We start from the raw sequence: 18,270 nt of genomic DNA, 5'->3' as shown, positions 1-18,270 counted from the left end.
AGCAATATAAGGTAAGCCTATGCAAAGCTAGGTAACGCTTACTTTTGCGGTGGCCGGAATCACAGACGGGAGCATCCGTGGACACACTGGTCGTAGTCGGCGCCGGGCCGAAGGCCATGGCCGTGGCGGCGAAGGCGCACGTGCTGCGGGGGCTGGGTCTGCCCGCGCCGCGGGTGGTGGTCGTGGAATCCCATGCGGTGGGCGGCAATTGGCTGCCCGGCGGCGGCTGGACCGACGGGCAGCATCGGCTCGGCACCAGCCCGGAGAAGGACGTCGGCTTTCCGTATCACTCCACCTGGGCGCGCGGGCACAATCGCGCGATCGATGCCGCGATGCGGGCGTTCAGCTGGACCTCCTTCCTGGTCGAGCGGGGCACCTACGCGGAGTGGATCGATCGCGGCCGACCGAATCCGCATCACCACGTCTGGGCCGCCTACCTGCAGTGGGTGGCGGCCACCTCCGGTGTCGAACTGGTTCTCGGTGCGGTGCGGCGCATCTCGCCCGCCGCGGGCGGCTGGGTGGTGTCGGTGGCCGAGCCGGACGGCTCCGTCGCCGACATCGATGCCGACCGGTTGATGATCACCGGCCCCGGCGACAGCCGCCGCGCCCTGGCCGATCACCCGAAGGTGCTGAGCATCGCGGACTTCTGGGAGCTGGCGGGCAATCGCCGCCTCCCGGCCTCCTCGCGCGCCGCGGTGATCGGCGGCGGCGAGACGGCCGGATCCGCGATGGACGAGCTGGTTCGCCACGACGTGCTCTCGGTATCGGTGATCTCGCCCAACGCCACCATCTACACCCGCGGCGAAAGTTATTTCGAGAACGCGCTTTTCAGCGACCCCACGCGCTGGTCGGGACTGAGCGCCGACGAGCGCCGGGAGGTCATCCGGCGCACCGATCGCGGCGTGTTCTCGGTGCGGGTGCAGGAAAGCCTGCTGGGGGACAACCGGGTTCAGCACGTGCGCGGGCGGGTGGTGCGGGTGGCCGACCACGGGGACGCCGTCGCGCTCACGCTGCGCAACGAGCTGCGCCCGGATCGGACGCTCACCTTCGATCTGGTGGTCGACGCCACCGGCGGGCAGCCGCTGTGGTTCCTGGAGCTGTTCGATTCCGATGCTTTGGATTTGCTGGAACTGGCGGTCGGCGGCCCGCTCACCCAGGCGCGGCTGGAATCGGCCATCGGCTACGACCTGTCCGTCACCGGCCTGGACGCCCGGCTGCATCTGCCGAATCTCGCTGCGCTGGCGCAGGGTCCGGGCTTCCCGAACCTCAGTTGCCTGGGCGAACTCTCCGATCGCGTGCTCCGGCTGGCGCCGCGGCAGCTGCGGTCCGCGGCCGGGGAACTTGCCACCGCGCGGCAAGGATAGGTTAGGCTCAGCTTAGTTAACTGGAGGTTGTATGCGTATCGTGTCGTTCGGTTACCAGACCTGGGGCCGGAAAACTCTGCAGGCCCTGATCGATTCCGGTCACGAGGTGGTGCTGGCCGTCACCCATCCGACGAGTGCCGAGTCCTACCGGGCGATCTGGAACGATTCGGTCGAGGAGCTGGCACGCGAGCACGGCATCCCGGTGCATCTCACCGAGCGGGCCGACGCCGAGACCATCGACCTGGTCAAGCGCGCCGAGCCGGACCTGATCGTGGTCAACAGCTGGTACACCTGGATGCCCGCCGAGCTGTACAACCTGCCGCCGCACGGCACGCTGAACCTGCACGATTCGCTGCTGCCGAAGTTCACCGGGTTCTCGCCGGTGCTGTGGGCGCTGATCAGCGGTGAGTCCGAGATCGGCCTGACGATCCACCGGATGGACGAGGGCCTGGACACCGGCGATATCCTGGTGCAGCACGCACTCGCGGTGGGCCCCAACGCAACCGGGACCGAGCTGGTGCGGGCGGGCATGGAGCTCATTCCGGGCGCGCTGCGCGAGGCCCTGACCGCCATCGAGACCGGGACCGCGGTGTGGCGGCCGCAGAACAAGGCCGAGCGCACCTACTTCCACAAGCGCTCCGACCGCGACAGCCGCATCGACTGGTCCTGGCCCGCAACGGATCTGGAGCGTTTCGTGCGCGCGCTGTCGGAGCCGTACCCGCGCGCCTACACCCACTACCGCGGGCAGCGCGTCGAGGTGCTGGCCGCGACGGTGTCGCAGGCCCGCTACGGCGGCACCGTAGGCCGGGTGATCGTTCAGGAGGGCGGCGGCGCGGTGGTGTGCGGTCCGGACGCCTATCGCGGCGGCAATCACGGGCTGGTGATCACCCGGGTGCGCACCGCGGACGGCCGCGAGCTCGACGGCGCCGAATTCTTCGCCCGCGGTGGGTATCTCACCGATTCGCCCGAGTAATCCTCTCGTCAGTAGCGCAGGAGCCCTGTCATGCCAGCAAGTCTCGGGTGGGTCCGGCAGTTCCACAAGCCGGCCTCCGCCGCCCTTCCGCCCCTGGTGATCTGCCCGCACGCCGGTACCGGCGCCTCGGCCTACCGGGCCTTCTCCAAGGCGTGCAGCGAGCACTTCGACGTGGTGATCTTCCAGTACCCCGGCCGCCAGGACCGCGCCCGCGAGCAGGCGCTCACCACGGTGCCCGAGATCGCGCGCGGCGCGCTCGCCGATTACCTTGCCTCCCCGCATCATCGGGGCCTGCCGCTGACCGTGTTCGGGCACAGCATGGGCGCGATGGTCGGCTTCGAGCTGGTGCGCGCGGCGGAGGCGGCGGGCGTGCAGGTGCGGCTGCTGGCGGCCTCGGCCGCGGTGCCGCCGTGGCGGGTCGCCGAACTGCCGCCGCATCCGAGCGAGGACGAGCAGATCCTCGATCACCTGACGGCCCTGGAGGGTACCGGCGCGGAGGTGCTGGCCAGCCGCGAGGTGATGCGCATGGCGCTGCCCGTGGTGAAGGCCGACTACCGGGCCTTCGACGACTACACCTGTGCCCGGGATATCAAGGTGCGGGCCAGAATTGCGGCACTGGGCGGCGCGGAGGACCCGTACGTGACGCCGCGCGACCTGTACGGCTGGGCCGACCACAGCGCGCAGGAGCTCGAGGTGACCGTCTTCGACGGCGGGCACTTCTATCTGAACGACAATGTCGCGGGCATCGCCGAACTGCTCGCGCCCGAGCCGTCCGCCGTCCGATGACGGGAGCGAACGACCCGATCGTGGTGTCGGGCATGGCGATCGAGGCGCCCGGCGGGATCGATACCCCGGCGGCGTTCTGGTCGGCCCTGGCGCAGGGGCGCGAGCTGATCGGCCCGTTCCCGCGCGACCGCGAGTGGCCGGTGGACCGGCTGCTGTCGCTGCATCGCCTCGAGGGCTGGTCCAAGGTCTGCGACGCGGGCGGATTCCTGGACGAGGCAACCGAATTCGATCCGCTGTTCTTCGGCATCACGCCGCGCGAGGCGGTGGCGATGGACCCGCAGCAGCGGGTCGCGATGCGGGTGGCCTGGCGGGCGCTCGAGCACGCCGGAATGAATCCCGGTGCGCTGGCCGGTGCCGAGGCGGGCTGCTTCATGGGGGTGTCGATCGCCGAGTACGGCCCGGCCGCCGCGGCGATCACCGAGCACAGCGGATATCGGGTCACCGGAACGGCGCTCGGCGCGGTCGCGGGCCGGATCTCGCACGGGCTGGGCCTGATCGGGCCGTCGCTGAGCGTGGACACCGCCTGCGCCTCGTCGCTGTCGGCGCTGCATCTGGCCGCGAACGCGGTGCGCGACGGGGAGTGCGAGTGGGCGCTCGCCGGGGGCGTCTGCGTCATGGGTTCGCCCGCAGCGTTTTTCGAATTTTCCAAGAACAATGCGCTGTCCTCGGACGGGCACTGCCGCTCCTACGCCGCCGACGCCAGCGGCACCCTGTGGGGCGAGGGCGCCGGAATCGTGGTGGTGGAGCGCGAATCCCGCGCCCGCGCCCTGGGCCACCGCGTCTACGGCCGGGTGCTGGCCACCCGGATCAACCACAACGGCAGGGGCGCGCCGCTCGCGGTGCCCAGCGCCGCGGCACAGCAGCGGCTCATCGAGAACACCCTCGCGGCGGCCGGTATCGACGCCGACCGGGTGGGCCTGATCGAGGGGCACGGCACCGGCACGCCGGTCGGTGACCCGCTGGAGCTGACCGCGCTGGCCCGTGTCTACGGTGCGCCGGACCGCGAGCGGGGGCCGCTGCTGGGTTCGGTGAAGACGAATGTCGGTCACGCCCAGGCGGCCTCGGGGCTGCTGGGCCTGATCAAGGTGCTGCTGTGCGGCGCGCACGGACAGATCGCGCCGAGCCTGTTCGCCGACAACCCCACCGCCGCGGTCGACTGGGACGCGACGAGCCTGCGGCTGGCCGCCGAGCCGACGCCGTGGGAGCCCGTGGACGGCGTGCGCTACGGCGCGGTGTCGTCGTTCGGGGTCGCCGGGACCAATGCGCACGCGATCCTCGCCATGCCCGTTCTGGAGGAAGAACATGTCTGAGTACCGGCTTCCGGACGGCACCGTCCCCGTGCTGCTGTCCTCGGACACCGCCGACGGGCTGCGGACCGAGGCCGCGCGGCTGCTCGACTACCTGGAGGCGCACCCCGCCGTGACCCCGGATCCGGTGGCGGACATGCTGTTCCGCACCCGGACCGCGCGACGGCAGCGGGCGCTGGCGGTGGTCACCACCCGCGCCGAACTGATCGACGTGCTGCGCGCCGTGATCGCCGGGACCGAGCATCCCGCGCTGGTGGCGGGCACGGCGTCCGCGCGGCGGGTCGCCTTCGTGTTCCCGGGGCAGGGCAGTCAGCGGCCGGGCATGGGACGGCTGTATTACGAACTGTCCCAGCACTATCGGGACGAGGTGGACGCCTGCGCCGAGGTGCACCGCGAACGCTACGGGCACGTGCAGCCGCTGCACTACCTGCGCGGCGACGAGGGCGGGTACCGGGACGAGGTCTGGGAGGTCCAGCCCGCCTTGATGTTCCACATGGCCGGGCTGGCCGCGCTGTGGCAGGCGGCGGGGGTGCGGCCCGCCGCGACCGTCGGGCACAGCCAGGGTGAGCTGGCCGCGGGCTGGGTGTCCGGGGTGATGACGCGCCGCGACGCGGTGCTCGCGGTGACCGAGCGGGCGCTGCTGGTCGACAAGCTTTCTCCGCGTGGCTATTCCATGGCGGTGCTGGGCATGGACCGGGAGAGCTGCGAGGCGCTGCTCGCGCGCCGGTCCGGCTGGGCCGAGCTGGCGGTGATCAACTCCCCGCACATCCTGGCCGTGTCCGGCGATCGCGACACCATCGTGGGGCTGGTCGCCGACGCCGGGGCGCGTGGCTATTTCGCCAAGGAGATCCGGGTCTCCTACCCCGCGCACACCTCGCTGGTGGCGGAGCTGCGCCGCGGATTCCAGACCTTCCTGGACGGCGAGATGAGCGCGCCGACCTTCCGGGCGAGCGACATTCCCTGCTACGGGGCGACTCTCGGCGAGGCGATCACGCCGGAGCTGGTGCACGAGGACTACTGGTACTGGAACCTGCGCAATCGGGTCCGGTTCGACCGGGCCGTGGTCGCGGCCGCCGCCGACGGCATCGACACCTTCCTCGAGGTGTCCGAACATCCCATGCTGCAGTTGGCGATTCAGGAGAACCTGACGCTGGTGCCGCAGGATCCGGCCCTGCCGCCGCGCGATTTCCGGGTGCTCGGCACCTCGCTGCGCACCGCCACGGGCCTGAGCGAATTCGCCCGCAATCTCGCCACTCTCGCCGTGCTCGACCTGAATTACGACTGGCAGGCGCTGCGCACCGCCGACACGGTGCGGCCGCCGCTGCCCGATTTCCCGCACACGGTGATGGGTCGTCAGCGGCTGTGGCTGGCACCGGGAAGCGCTGCGGCGGAGCAGCTTTCGCTGCCGTCGCAGCGTCGCCCGCAGCGGTTGGCCGAGGAGTGGATCCGGCTGGATCGCCGCGGCCTGCTGCCGCCGCGGCGGATGCTGGTGGTCGATCACACCGGCCGCTGCGCCGAACTCGCCGCCGCCGTGTGCACCGCCGCGCACAATCACGGCGGCTCGGCCTGGCTGTCCGGCGACACCACCGCCACCGACATCGATACCGTCGTGGTGCTGCTGCCCGAATCGGCCGAGACCGACGAACCGCGCGCGGTGGACGAACTGGCCGAATTCTTCGGCGCCCCCGACTGGTTGCCCGATCTGACCGGTGTGCGCGACTGCTGGCTGCTGACGGTCGGCGGCGAGGCGGTCACCGCGGACGATCCCGCGCCCCATCTCTTCCACGGCGCGGTGGCGTCCGGGTTCCGCTGCGTCGGCATGGAGCAATTGGGTACCGCGTTCCGGCACCTGGATCTGGCTGCGGGACAGACGGATGCGAGCGTGGCCGCGGCGATCGTGCGCGCCCTGCACATCAAGGAGGAACCGGAACTCGCGCTGCGCGGCACAGCGGTTTACGCCAAGCGGCTCGAGATCGACGGCGGGCACGCGGGCGACGCGGGCGCGCAGAACCTCGAGCACGTTGTAATCATCGGCGGCACGGGCACACTCGGTGTGAAGTTCTGTGAACACTATGCGCGCCTGGGCGCGCGGCGCATCACGCTGGTGAGCCGGTCCGGCCGGACCCGGGCGGTGGAGCGGAAGCTGGCGGGGATCCGCACCGACACCGAGATCGTCGTCACCGCCTGCGATGTGAGCGATCCGGTGGCCGCGGCGGAGTTCGCGGCGACGCTGGCGCAGCGCCCGGCGAGCCTGATCATGCACGCGGCGGTGAACTATGTCCGTGCCGAGCTGGCCGAGGTCACCGCCGAGAAGATGCGAAACATGGCCGGTTCCAAGATCTTCGGCACCGCGCACCTGCTGCGCGAGCTGCCGCGCACCCCGGACTGCCGGATCGTCCTGTGCTCCTCCATCGCCGCGACCTTCGGCGGTCGCGGACAGATCCTGTACGCCGCGGTGAACCGCATGCTGGACGTGCTGGCCCGGCGGCTGCGCGCGGACGGTGTCGACGCCGTCGCCGTCCAGTGGGGCCTGTGGGACCTGGCGGGCCCGCTGCACGCGGTCGGCGTCGAGCCGGTGGAGGCCGCCGGTGTGGTCGCCATGGCGGCCGACGACGCCTTGACCGTCGGCCTCGCCGAGCACGCCGATTTGCCCGGCGCGGGCAATCGGCTGGTCGCTGCGGCGGAGTGGGCGGACGTGCGGGCGATCATCTCGGCGATCGGGTACGGGCCGCTGCTCGAGCGTGTGTGCGTTGCGGAAGCTAGTGGTGCGGTGGGCGAGTCCGGTTCGGAATCGGCGGGCGCGTCGAGTGTGGATTCCGGCCAAAAGCACGCCGGAATCATGGAGGCGCAGGCCGGAATGGCTGGGGCGCAGGCGGGTATGGCGAGCGCTGAGTGCGGAACGACGGTCGCCGCAGCGAATGGTGGTGCGTCGCTGGCGGAGCGGGTGCGGTTGGAGCTGGGGAAGGTGATGGGGGCCGAGGGGGCCGAGGCGCTGGATGGGTCGGTGCCGCTGGTTGCTCTGGGGCTGGATTCGTTGCAGGCGTTGGAGTTTCGTAAGCGCGTGCGGGCCGAGCTGGATAGGGAGCTGCCGGTGGCGGCGATTCTGGGCGGTGCGTCGCTCGACGATGTCGTGCGGTTGATGGCCGGGAATCGGGCGTGAGTCGTCGATGAGTATTTCAGGGAGCGAGATCTCGATGTCCAACGATGCCAAGTCCGTGCTGGACCGGCGCAGGGAACTGCTGCGGCGGCGCATGGCCGAAAGCGGCGTCGCCACCGCGGTATCCGCCCCGGCGATGCCGGGGCGGCGCGCGGGGGAGCGGGCCCGTCTGTCGGCGGGACAGCGCCGGATGTGGTTCCTGCAAACCCGCGGTCCGCGCGACACCACCCTCAATATCTGTGTCGCCTACCGGCTTTCGGGCGCGCTGGACCCGGAGCGGCTGCGCGCGGCGGCGCAGGCGGTCATCGCCCGGCACGAGATTCTGCGCACCACCTACGGTCTCGGCGACGATGGTGAGCCGTATCAGATCCTGCGCGACGACCTGACGCCGTCGTGGGAGACGCACGATCTGCGCGACCTGCCGGAGGCGAGCCGCGGGCGGCGGCTGGAGGTGCTGGCGCGCCGCGAGTTCGGCCGCCCGTTCGATCTGGCGTCGGAATCGCCGCTGCGGCTCACCCTGGTGCGCACGGGGGACGACGAGTTCGCGCTGGTGCTGGTCGCGCATCACATCTGCTGGGACGACGACTCCTGGGCGGTGTTCTTCGGCGAACTCAATGCCGCCTATCGCGGCGCCGAACTCCCCGCTCTCCCCGGCCAATTCGCCGATATCGAGGACACCGCGGGCACCGAGGCCGAGCTGGAATTCTGGCGGCGCACGCTGCGCCCGCTCCCGGAACCGCTGGAGCTACCCGGCCGCGCCGCCACCGCGTCCGCCCAGGCCGACCTGCGCCGGTACCCGATTCCCCCGGACCTGGTCGAACGGGTGGAGGGCTTCGCGCGCGAACACGCCGCCTCCCCGTTCATGGTGCTACTGGCCGCCTGGAATGCGGTGATCCACCGCTACACCGCCGCCGCCGACTTCCTGGTCTCGGTGCCGACCACGGTGCGGCGCACCGCGCTCGCCGAGACGCTGATCGGCTACTTCGGCAATACCCTGCTGCTGCGCGCCCCCATCGCGGCCGACGACACCTTCGCCAGCTTCGTCGCGACGGTTCGGGAGACCTGCCTGGGTGCGTTCGCCCACCAGGGCATCGGCATCGATCGCGTGGTGCGCGAGGCGAATCCGGAGCGGCACGGCGGTCGCGACGGCCTGGAGCAGCTGGTGCGGCTCGGATTCGCGGTGCGCAAGACCGCCGACGGCTTCGACCTGCCCGGCGTCGCCTCCGCCCAACTCGAGCTGGGCAGCCCGGTCGCGCAGGTGCCGCTGGGCCTGACCGTCGTGCTGGAGCCCGGCCGCGCCCACCTCGAGGCCGCCTACCGGACCGGCGAGCTGGAATCCACACTGGTGGAACGGATGCTGGCGCACTATGTGCGGCTGCTGGACAGCGCGCTGGCCGCCCCGCACCGGCGGCTGGCCCACCTGGACATGCTCGGCACCGCGGAACGCGTACGCGTGCTGGCACATTCGCACGGCGAACTCGTCGTCGCCGCACCGACCACGATGGTCGCCCTGTTCGAGCACACCGTGGCGACGCGGCCCGATGCGGTCGCGCTGGTCGCGCCGGACACCGGAGTCGAACTCGACTACGCCGCACTGAACGTGCGCGCGAACCGCTTGGCGCACTGGCTGATTCGGGCTGGGATCGGCCCCGAGGACATTGTCGGGCTGCGGCTGTCGAATTCGGTGGAGTTCGTGGTCGCCGTGCTGGGTGTGCTGAAGGCCGGGGCGGCGTATCTGCCCATCGATCCGGCCTATCCGCAGGACCGCATCGACTACCTGGTGAACGACGCGCGGCCGCGAATCGTGCTGGGACGCACCGAATTCGATGAGGCTGAGCGGGACGCTACCGGCCTGTCCGAGGCCGATCCCGCCGACGCGGACCGGATTCGGCCGCTGCGCCCGCACAATCTGGCCTACGTCATCTACACCTCCGGCTCCACCGGGAAGCCCAAGGGCGTCCCGGTGCCGCATCACGCCATCGCCGAGCACCTCGAGGGATTCGCCGCGCAGTGGGGGATGACCGCCGAGGACCGGCTGCTGCAGTCGTCGTCGGTGAGCTTCGACGCGTCGCTGCTGGACATCTTCGTCACCTTCACCGTCGGCGCGCGGCTGGTCGTCCCGAAACCCGATGCGTACCGGGATATTCCGTACGTCGCGGACGTGATCACCCGGTGCCGGGTGACGGTATTGCACATGGTGCCGTCGATGCTCAGCACCTTCCTGCTGCTGCCGGAGGTGTCGCAGTGGCGGGCGCTGCGGCACGTGCCGGTCGGCGGCGAGGCGCTGCCGGGCGAGGTCGCCGACCGGTTCGCCACCGTCTTCGACGCCGAGCTGCGCAATCACTACGGGCCGACCGAGGCTGTGGTGTGCGCGACGCATATGCCGGTGGAGGGACCGCAGGGCACCAGCATCGTGCCGATCGGCGTGCCCAACCGGAATGTGTACGCCTATCTGCTCGACGAGTCGCTGCAACTGGTGCCGGACGGGGTGGTCGGCGAAATCTATTTGGGCGGTGGGCAACTCGCGCGCGGGTACTTGAATCGCCCCGGGCTGACGGCGGACCGATTCGTGGCGGACCCCTTCGGGGAAATGAGAGGTGCCTCCGGCGAAGGAGGAATGAGAGGTGCCTCCGGCGGAGGAGGAATGCGGGGATCGCGCCTGTACCGCACCGGTGACCTGGCTCGTCGCAATGCCGCCGGTGAGATCGAATTCGTCGGTCGCGCCGACGAGCAGGTGAAGGTGCGCGGCTTCCGGATCGAGCTGGGCGAGGTCGAGGCCGCCGTCGCCGCGCACCCGGCCGTCGGCCACTGCGTGGTGATCGCGGTGCGCGACGAGGCCGTAGGGGCCATGCTGGCCGCCTATGTGGTGCCCGCCTCCGGGGCCCGGGTGGACCTGGACGAGGTCCGCGCCCGCGCCGCCGCCACCCTGCCGGACTACATGGTGCCGTCGGCGTTCGCGGAGATCGAGGAGATCCCGCTGACCGTGCACGGCAAGCTCGACCGCCGCGCGCTGCCCACCCCGGAACGCGCCGTCTCGCACCGGTATCGGGAGCCGGCCACCGCCACCGAGGCGCGGCTGGTGACCCTGTTCGAGCGGATCTTCGACCGCGACGGCATCGGCGCCGACGACTCGTTCTTCGAACTGGGCGGGCATTCGCTGCTGGCGACCCGGCTGATCGTGCTGATCCGCGCCGAATTCGGTGTGCGGCTGGATGTGCGGGCGCCGTTCGACACCCCGACCGTCGCCGGGCTGGCGGCGCTGATCGAGGCCGCTCCGGCCGACGTCGCCCCGGCGCAGCCCGCGCTGGCGAGACAGGCTCGCCCGGAACGGATTCCGCTGTCGCATTCGCAGCTGGCGCTCTGGTTCCAGCGAAAACTGGAGGGGCCCAGCCCGATCGGCAATATCCCCTTCGCGGTGCGGCTGGACGGCCCGATCGATCCGGCGGCGCTGACCGCCGCGCTCGGCGATGTGGTGCACCGGCACGAGGGACTGCGCACCGTCTTCCCGGAGGACGGCGGCGTGCCGTATCAGCACATCCTGCCGCCCCAGCCGGTCGAGGTCCCGGTCACGGTGCTCGACGACGCGGGCCGGTTGACCGCCGAACTGGACGCGGCCGGACGCCACTGCTTCGCGGTGGAGACCGAACTGCTGATCCGCCCGCATCTGTTCGTGCTGGACGAGCGCACCCACGTGCTGTCGCTGCTGGTCCACCACCTGGTCGCCGACCACTGGTCGTTCCGGACCATTCTCGACGACGTGGCCGCGGCCTACGCCGCCCGGGCGGCCGGGGTCGCGCCGCAGTGGGCCCCGCTGCCGGTCGACTACGCGGATTACGCACTGTGGCAGCGGAATTCGGCCGAGGCCGGGGCGGCGCACCTGGACTACTGGCGCGATCGACTCGCCGGAATGCCGGAGGAGCTCACCGTGGCGACCGACCGGCCCCGCCCGGCGGTGCTCGGCAAGAACGGCCACGTCGCGCCGTTCACGATTCCCGCCGATCTGCGCCGCGCACTCGGGGCGCTGGCCGAACAGGCGGGCGCCTCGGAATTCATGCTGTACCAGGCGGCCGTGGCCACGCTGCTGCACAAACTCGGTGCGGGCGTGGACATTCCGCTGGGCACGCCGGTCGCCAACCGGGTCGATCCGGCCGCCGCCGATCTGGTCGGCCTGCTCGCCAATATGGTGGTGCTGCGCAACGACCTGACCGGTGATCCCACGCCGCGCGCTCTGCTGCGACGGTCGCGCGATGTGGCCCTGGACGCCTACGCCCACCAGGAGGTGCCGATCGAGCGGGTGGTGGAGGCGCTGAACCCGCCCCGCTCGCGGTCGCGAAACCCGTTGTTCCAGGCCATGATGCACTTCCGCGAGGAGGACTGGGCGGCGGCCGGGCTGCGGCTCGGCGCGGCGACGGTGACGGTGCTGCCGCTGGACTTCGACATCTCGCTGCTGGACCTGAGCATCAACTTCTTCGCCGGTGCCGACGGCGGTTTCGACGCGAGCGTCATCGTCAACGCCGACCTCTACGATCCGGCGACCGCGGAGTCCTTCGCGCGCCGCATGATTCGGGTGCTGACCGCGTTCGCCGAGCAGCCGGACCTGCCGGTGAGCGAGCTGGACGTGCTGACCGGCGACGAGCGGCGGCGGCTCACCGGCGAATGGGCCACGGGCGTGGAGCCTTCCGAGGTCTCGAGCGTGGCCGGGCTGCTGCGCCGCGGCCGCGACGTGCCGCAGGTGCGGACCGCGCTGCGCTGCGACGGCCGGGCGATCACCTACCGCGAGCTGTTCGACGAGGCCGCGCGTGTGCCCGGCGGATACGACGGCGACACCGCCACGATCGACGGCGTCGTCCGGTTACTCGCGGCACTGGATCAGGGACTCGAACTGCCCGGTGGCACGGTGCGATTCGAACCGCATGCGATGGCCGTAGCGGCCGCCGATCGCCGGGCGCTGGCCGCCGAACGCCGCACCGTCTCCGGCGATCGCGCCTTCGGGTCCGCGGACGTCCGGCTGATCGCCGCCCCCTGGGGCAGTGCGGAGATCGCCGTCGAACTGCTCGCGGCCGTGGCCGACGGGGCCACGCTCGTGCTGGCCACCGAGGCGCAGCGGGAGGATCCGGTGGTGCTGGTGGAGCTGATTCGAGAGCACGCGGTCACGCACGTGGTGGCCGACCCCGCGACGCTGGCCCGATTCGTGCACACCGGCGTCTCGGTGCTGCCGTCGGTGCTGCGTTGGGACGTGCTCGGAACCTCCTGGCCCGCAGCGCTACCCGACCTGCTGCCCGCGCTGGCGGCCGACTCCCTGGCGACGTTCTCCTATCGCGTGCCCGGCTACGCGGGCGCGGTCGCGCGGGGCGCGCTCGATGCGACGGCGCGGGCCCGGCCCATTCCCGGTGCGCGCGTGCTGGTTCTGGACGAGCGGGGAAAGCCGGTGCCGCCCGGCGTCTTCGGCGACGTGTACATCGGTGGTGCCGCCCTCGCGACCGTCTCGGCCGGTGACGTCGTTCCCGATCCGTGCCTGCCCGACGAGCGGCTGCTCCGTACCGGCGACCGCGCCCGGTGGAGCGCGGAGGGCCGGTTGTCGTTCGCCACCAACGATTCCGAGGCCGTCGCGCCGCGGCAGCTCTCCGGGGCAGCCGGCGGTGACAGCGAGACGGAGCGGCGGCTCATCGCGCTCCTCGAGGAGCTGCTGGAGATCGAGGATGTGCGGGCCGACGACAACTTCTTCGCCCTCGGCGGGGACAGCGTCATCTCCATCCAATGGTCGGTGCGCGCCAACGAGATCGGCCTGCCGCTCTCGCCCCAGCTGGTGTTCGAGCAGATGACCATCGCCGATCTCGCGGCGGCGGTCGACGACGCGGTGGCCGCCGCGGGGGGCGGCACCGAAACCGACTGCGCGCCGGTCGAATCGGCGGCGCCCGAGGCGAATCTGTCGGGCCTGAGCGATGATGCGCTCGCCGCCCTCGGCTCGGCCTGGAAGGCGGCCCGATGACCTCCGGTGTGGATCGTTCGGCGCCCGCGGAGATCCAGGACGTGCTGGCGCTGAGCCCGTTGCAGGCGGGCCTGTTCTCGCTGGCGCGGCTGGCCTGCGACGGCGTCGACCTGTACTCGATGCAGTTCGTCATCGATATCGGCGGGCCGCTGGACACCGCCCGGCTGCGGCGCAGCGTGGCGGCGCTGCTGGAGCGGCACCCCAACCTGCGGGCCTCGTTCTGGGACCGGGATCTGCCCCGGCCGGTACAGATCGTGCCCACCCGGGTGGACCTGCCGTGGACCGAGATCACCGCGGCGGCAGCGGAATTCGACGCCATCGCGGAGGCCGACCGGCGGCGCAACTTCGATCTCGCCCGGGGGCCCGCGCTGCGCGTCACCCTGGTGACCCTGCCCGACGCCCGCCGCCGGATGATCCTCACCGCGCACCACATCCTCATGGACGGCTGGGCGGTCGCGGTGTTCTTCCGCGAACTGATCGCGGTGTACCAGGCGGGCGGGACCGCCGCGGCGCTGCCCGCGCCGCGCCCGTATCGCGACTACATCGCCTGGCTCGCGGCCCAGGACACCGCCGCCGCGACCCGCGCGTGGGCCGACTACCTGCGCCCGCTGTCCGGCCCGCTCATGCTGGCCGAGGCCACCGCCGAGGTCGGCGCGACCATGCCGCAGCGCACCCGCTGCGGCCTGGACGCCGCCGACACCGACCGGCTCGTGCGCTGGGCCCGGTCGAACGGGCTCACCCTCGGCTCGGTCGTCCAATTCGCCTGGGCCGTCGTGCTTTCCGGGCTGACGGGCCGCCGCGACGTGGTGTTCGGCACCACCATCTCCGGCCGCCCCGACGCGCTGCCCGGCGTGGAGTCGATGATCGGCCTGTTCATCAATACCGTCCCGGCGCGGGTCGTGCTGGACGGCGAGCACAGCGTGCGCGAGCAGTGCCTGCGGGCGCAGCGCGAGCAGGCGGCCATGCGCGACGCCGGATATCTCGGCCTGTCGGAGATCCAGCGCGCGGCCGGGCACGGCGCGCTGTTCGATGTGCTGTTCGTCTTCGAGAACGCCCCCATCGGCGCGGCCACCGACCCCATCGTCACCGCGGACGGCACCCGCTTCCTGCCGATGGCCATGGAAAGCCTGGTGCACTACCCACTCTCGGTCGTCTCGTACCTGAACGACGGGGTGCTGGTGGTCATGCTCGAGGCCGTCGCCGCCGCCCTCCCGTACTTCCCGCCCGCCGAGATCGGCGCCCGCATCCTGTCGATCCTGCGCCAGCTCCCGAACCACGGCGATCGCAGCCCGGACGAACTGGACGTGCTACTGCCCGAGGAGCAGCCATCGCCACCGACCGCTGCGGGCCATGTGGAGATCTCGCCGCGGCAGTCGGATTCGAGCGCAATGGGCATCGAGGAGCGTCGGCGGCAGGTGCGGGCGGCCAATGGTGAAGTCCGGCAGCGGCAGTCGGGTGCGAATGTCGTCGAGCTGTTCGAACGGCAAGTGGAGGCGACTCCGGACGCTCCGGCATTGAGCACCGGGTCTACGCGCTTCTCCTATCGCGAGCTGGAGGTGGCGTCCGGGCGGTTGGCGGCCGAATTGATCGCACGGGGGGTCGGGCCGGAAGGTGTTGTGGCGCTGGCGCTGCCGCGGTCTGCCGATTCCGTCATCGCCATTCTGGCCGTGCTGCGGGCAGGGGCCGGGTATGTGCCGATCGATATCGCGGCACCGGCCGCGCGGATCGGATCTATTCTGCGGCAGGCGGATCCGGCGCTCGTGGTGACCACCCTCGCCGGTCGGGGGCTGGTCGATGCCGCCGAGGTGCCGGACTCGCGGGTGCTCGTGCTCGACGAATCCGTGGCCGATCGGCGCATTGCGGAGCGCTCGGTGCCCGAAGTGCGTGCCGTGCACGCGCTTTCGCGCGCCTACGTGATCTTCACCTCCGGATCGACCGGGGAACCCAAGGGCGTCATGGGTACCCACGCCGCCCTGGCCAGCTACTTCGCCGATCATCGCGATCGCGTCTATCGCCCGGCGCAGGCGCGGCTGGGCCGCAACCTCCGCATTGCCCACGCCTGGTCGCTGAGCTTCGACGCCTCCTGGCAGCCGCTGGTCGGCCTGCTGGACGGTCACGAGGTGCATTTGTTCGACGAGGACGAGATGCGCGACGCGCACGGGCTCGTCGACGGCATCGCCCGGCACCGGGTCGACATGATCGACACCTCGCCGTCGATGTTCACCCAGTTGTCGGCGGCCGGGCTGGTGGACGGCGACCACCTGACCGTGCTCGCGCTCGGCGGCGAGGCCATCGGCCCCGCGATGTGGGAGCGGCTGCGCACACTGCCCGACACCGCCGTCTACAACTGCTACGGACCCACCGAGACCACCGTGGAGGCGGTCGTCGCCACGGTGAATACCGGTGGGGGACAGGCGATACCGTCCGAGATTCCGGTGATCGGCGCTCCCGTCGACGCAATGGCCGGGTACGTGCTCGACGCCGCGCTGCGGCCCGTGCCGCACGGCGCGGTCGGCGAGCTGTATCTGTCGGGCGCGCAGGTGACCCGCGGCTATATCGGCAGGCCCGCCCGGACCGCCGACAGGTTCGTCGCCGACCCGTTCCGCCGCGGCGACCGCATGTACCGCACGGGAGACCTGGTGCGGCAGTTGCCCTCCGGCGCGCTGTCCTACCTCGGCCGCGCCGACGACCAGGTGAAGATCCGCGGCTACCGCATCGAACTCGGCGATATCGAATCCGCCCTGCTGCGACTGCCGTCCGTGCGCGCCGCGGCCGTCGTGGTCGTGCAGCGCCCGAGCGGCCCCAGTCTGGTGGGCTTCGTGGTGGACAGTCCCGCGCGGGCCGAAGCGGCGCCGACCTCGAGCGATGTTCCGGACGGCGACCGTGGGTGGTCGGTGCGGGCGGGGCTCGCGGAACACCTGCCCGCCTACATGATTCCGGCGCGCGTCCTCCCGGTGGCCGCGCTGCCGATGACGCCGAACGGCAAACTGGATGTGCGGGCACTGACGGCGATCGCGCGGGAAGCGCTCGACGGCCAGGGCTCGGGCACCGCCCCGCGCACCGAGACCGAGCGGGCGCTGTGCGCGGCGTTCGGGGAGGTGCTCGGCGGCCGCGCGCTCGGCATCGACGACGACCTGCTGGATCTCGGCATCGACAGCATCGTGGCCATCTCCCTGGTGAACAAGGCGCGGCAGGCCGGTCTCGCGGTGAGCCCGGCCATGGTGCTCGGCACGCCGACCGTGCGGGATCTGGCGGCGGCGCTCGATGCCCGTGCGGCGCAGCGGGATTCGGCGGAGGTGGCCGTCTACGGCGAGGTGCCGACCACGCCGATCATGTCATGGCTCTACGAGTACGGTGGCTTCCGCCGCCTCGCGCTGTCCACCCTCGTCACGCTGCCCGCCGGTATCGATGGCGACCGGCTCGCGGCCGTCCTGCAAGCCCTCGTCGACGGCCACGACATGCTGCGCGCCCAATTGACCGAAACCCCGCAGGGCCGACGGCTGATCACCCGGCCGCCCGGCTGCGTGCGGGCGGCCGACCTGCTCACCGAGCGCACCGTGGACGGCGACCTGGGACCGGTCCTCGCCGACGCCGCCCGCGCCGCCATCGATCGCGTGGACCCCTACGCGGGCACCATGATTCAGGCCGTGCGCCTGCGTCGCGCATCCGGCGACATCCTGCTGCTGTCGATCCATCACCTCGCGGTGGACCCGGTCTCCTGGCACATCATCCTCGCCGATCTCGCCGACGTCTGGACGCGGCTCGCGGCGGGCGAACCGGCCGCGCTCCCGCCCGAGCACACCGGATATCGCCGCTGGGCCGAGCTGCTCACCGCCCGCGCCACGGACCCGGATGTGCTGGCGCAGCGCGACTTCTGGGCGGCGCAGCTGGCCGCACCCGATGCGTCGCTCGGCGACCGCCCGGCCGACCCGCGCCGCGACACCTGGTCCTCGTACCGGATCACGCCGTCGTTCGCCTCGACCGACCTCACCCGCCGTATCCTCGCCGGGACCGGCCGCGAGGGACGGCCCGCCCTGCCCGAATTGCTGCTCGCCGCATTGTGTCTCACGCTGTCGACATGGCAGTCCGGGCACGGCCGGGACACCGGTGCGGGCACCCTGGTCGCGCTGGAGGGCCACGGCCGCGAGGACGCGATACTGGGCGCCGACACCGCCCGCACGGTCGGCTGGTTCACCACCGTGTACCCGCTGCGCCTGGCCGCCGGGCTGGAACTGGATGTGGCACAGGTGGAATCGGATCCCGACGCCGGGGCGCGGCTGCTGAAGACCGTGGCGGCGGAACTGGGCGCGGTGCCGAACAAGGGCCTGGACTACGGCCTGCTCCGCTACGGCGGCGCGCTCGGCGAACCGGTGGCCGAACCGCAGGTGCTGTTCGACTACCTGGGCCGGATGGACCTGGCCGCGGGCCCGGCCGATGCCGCCCCCGCGCCATGGTCGCCGGTCTCGGATCTCGCGGTGCACCAGCATCTTCCGATCGCGCCCGAACCGGAGATGCCGCTGCGTTATGCGCTGGATCTGATCGCCGCCGTCCATCCCGGCGTGGACGGGCCGCAGCTGGTCGCGCTGTGGCGATGGAGCGACGCGGTGTTCGACGCCGCGGATAGCCAGCGGCTGACCGAGATCTGGGAGCGCGCGGTGCAGGCACTGTCCGGCAAGGGAAAACAATGATGAGGA

General features: G+C 71.6%; 7 protein-coding genes. All 7 read left to right on the top strand.

Translation table 11 applies throughout. The features are described from left to right. Positions 1-77: 77 nt before the first annotated feature. From HPY32_RS12280 to HPY32_RS12250, 7 genes are read left to right on the top strand one after another with little or no spacing between them, the layout of a single operon-like run. On the top strand, positions 78-1,364 hold the full coding sequence (locus tag HPY32_RS12280; RefSeq protein WP_067581301.1) for a SidA/IucD/PvdA family monooxygenase: 1,287 nt from the start codon (positions 78-80) through the stop codon (positions 1,362-1,364). Between the two features lie 31 nt (positions 1,365-1,395). Further along, positions 1,396-2,337, top strand: coding sequence for a methionyl-tRNA formyltransferase (locus HPY32_RS12275; protein ID WP_067581303.1), 942 nt, complete (start codon positions 1,396-1,398; stop codon positions 2,335-2,337). Between the two features lie 30 nt (positions 2,338-2,367). After that, the gene (locus tag HPY32_RS12270) at positions 2,368-3,123 is read left to right on the top strand and encodes a thioesterase II family protein (RefSeq protein ID WP_067581306.1); all 756 of its coding nucleotides are present in this window, start codon (positions 2,368-2,370) and stop codon (positions 3,121-3,123) included. Further along, on the top strand, positions 3,120-4,433 hold the full coding sequence (locus HPY32_RS12265; RefSeq protein WP_067581308.1) for a beta-ketoacyl [acyl carrier protein] synthase domain-containing protein: 1,314 nt from the start codon (positions 3,120-3,122) through the stop codon (positions 4,431-4,433). The genes HPY32_RS12270 and HPY32_RS12265 overlap by 4 nt, the downstream gene beginning before the upstream one ends. Then, complete coding sequence (gene nbtC / locus HPY32_RS12260; RefSeq protein ID WP_067581310.1) at positions 4,426-7,590, top strand: nocobactin polyketide synthase NbtC; 3,165 nt, start codon at positions 4,426-4,428, stop codon at positions 7,588-7,590. The genes HPY32_RS12265 and nbtC overlap by 8 nt, the downstream gene beginning before the upstream one ends. Before the next feature lie 34 nt (positions 7,591-7,624). Then, positions 7,625-13,576: a non-ribosomal peptide synthetase gene (locus tag HPY32_RS12255; protein WP_067581313.1), complete on the top strand. Its 5,952-nt coding sequence runs from the start codon at positions 7,625-7,627 to the stop codon at positions 13,574-13,576. After that, positions 13,573-18,264, top strand: a complete 4,692-nt coding sequence (locus HPY32_RS12250) for a non-ribosomal peptide synthetase (RefSeq protein WP_067581315.1) — start codon at positions 13,573-13,575, stop codon at positions 18,262-18,264. The genes HPY32_RS12255 and HPY32_RS12250 overlap by 4 nt, the downstream gene beginning before the upstream one ends. Positions 18,265-18,270 lie beyond the last annotated feature (6 nt).

Source organism: Nocardia terpenica (assembly GCF_013186535.1).
GTDB lineage: Bacteria > Actinomycetota > Actinomycetes > Mycobacteriales > Mycobacteriaceae > Nocardia > Nocardia terpenica.
Note: the sequence above shows the minus strand (reverse complement) of the source record. Positions and strands in the feature narration are given on the sequence as shown.

What these genes read in the sequence shown, in the direction of transcription:
- HPY32_RS12270 (WP_067581306.1), top strand. Translation starts at nt 2,368, where the DNA reads ATGCCAGCAAGTCTCGGGTGGGTCCGGCAGTTCCACAAGCCGGCCTCC.
- HPY32_RS12275 (WP_067581303.1), top strand. Translation starts at nt 1,396, where the DNA reads ATGCGTATCGTGTCGTTCGGTTACCAGACCTGGGGCCGGAAAACTCTG.
- nbtC (WP_067581310.1), top strand. Translation starts at nt 4,426, where the DNA reads ATGTCTGAGTACCGGCTTCCGGACGGCACCGTCCCCGTGCTGCTGTCC.
- HPY32_RS12265 (WP_067581308.1), top strand. Translation starts at nt 3,120, where the DNA reads ATGACGGGAGCGAACGACCCGATCGTGGTGTCGGGCATGGCGATCGAG.
- HPY32_RS12255 (WP_067581313.1), top strand. Translation starts at nt 7,625, where the DNA reads ATGTCCAACGATGCCAAGTCCGTGCTGGACCGGCGCAGGGAACTGCTG.
- HPY32_RS12250 (WP_067581315.1), top strand. Translation starts at nt 13,573, where the DNA reads ATGACCTCCGGTGTGGATCGTTCGGCGCCCGCGGAGATCCAGGACGTG.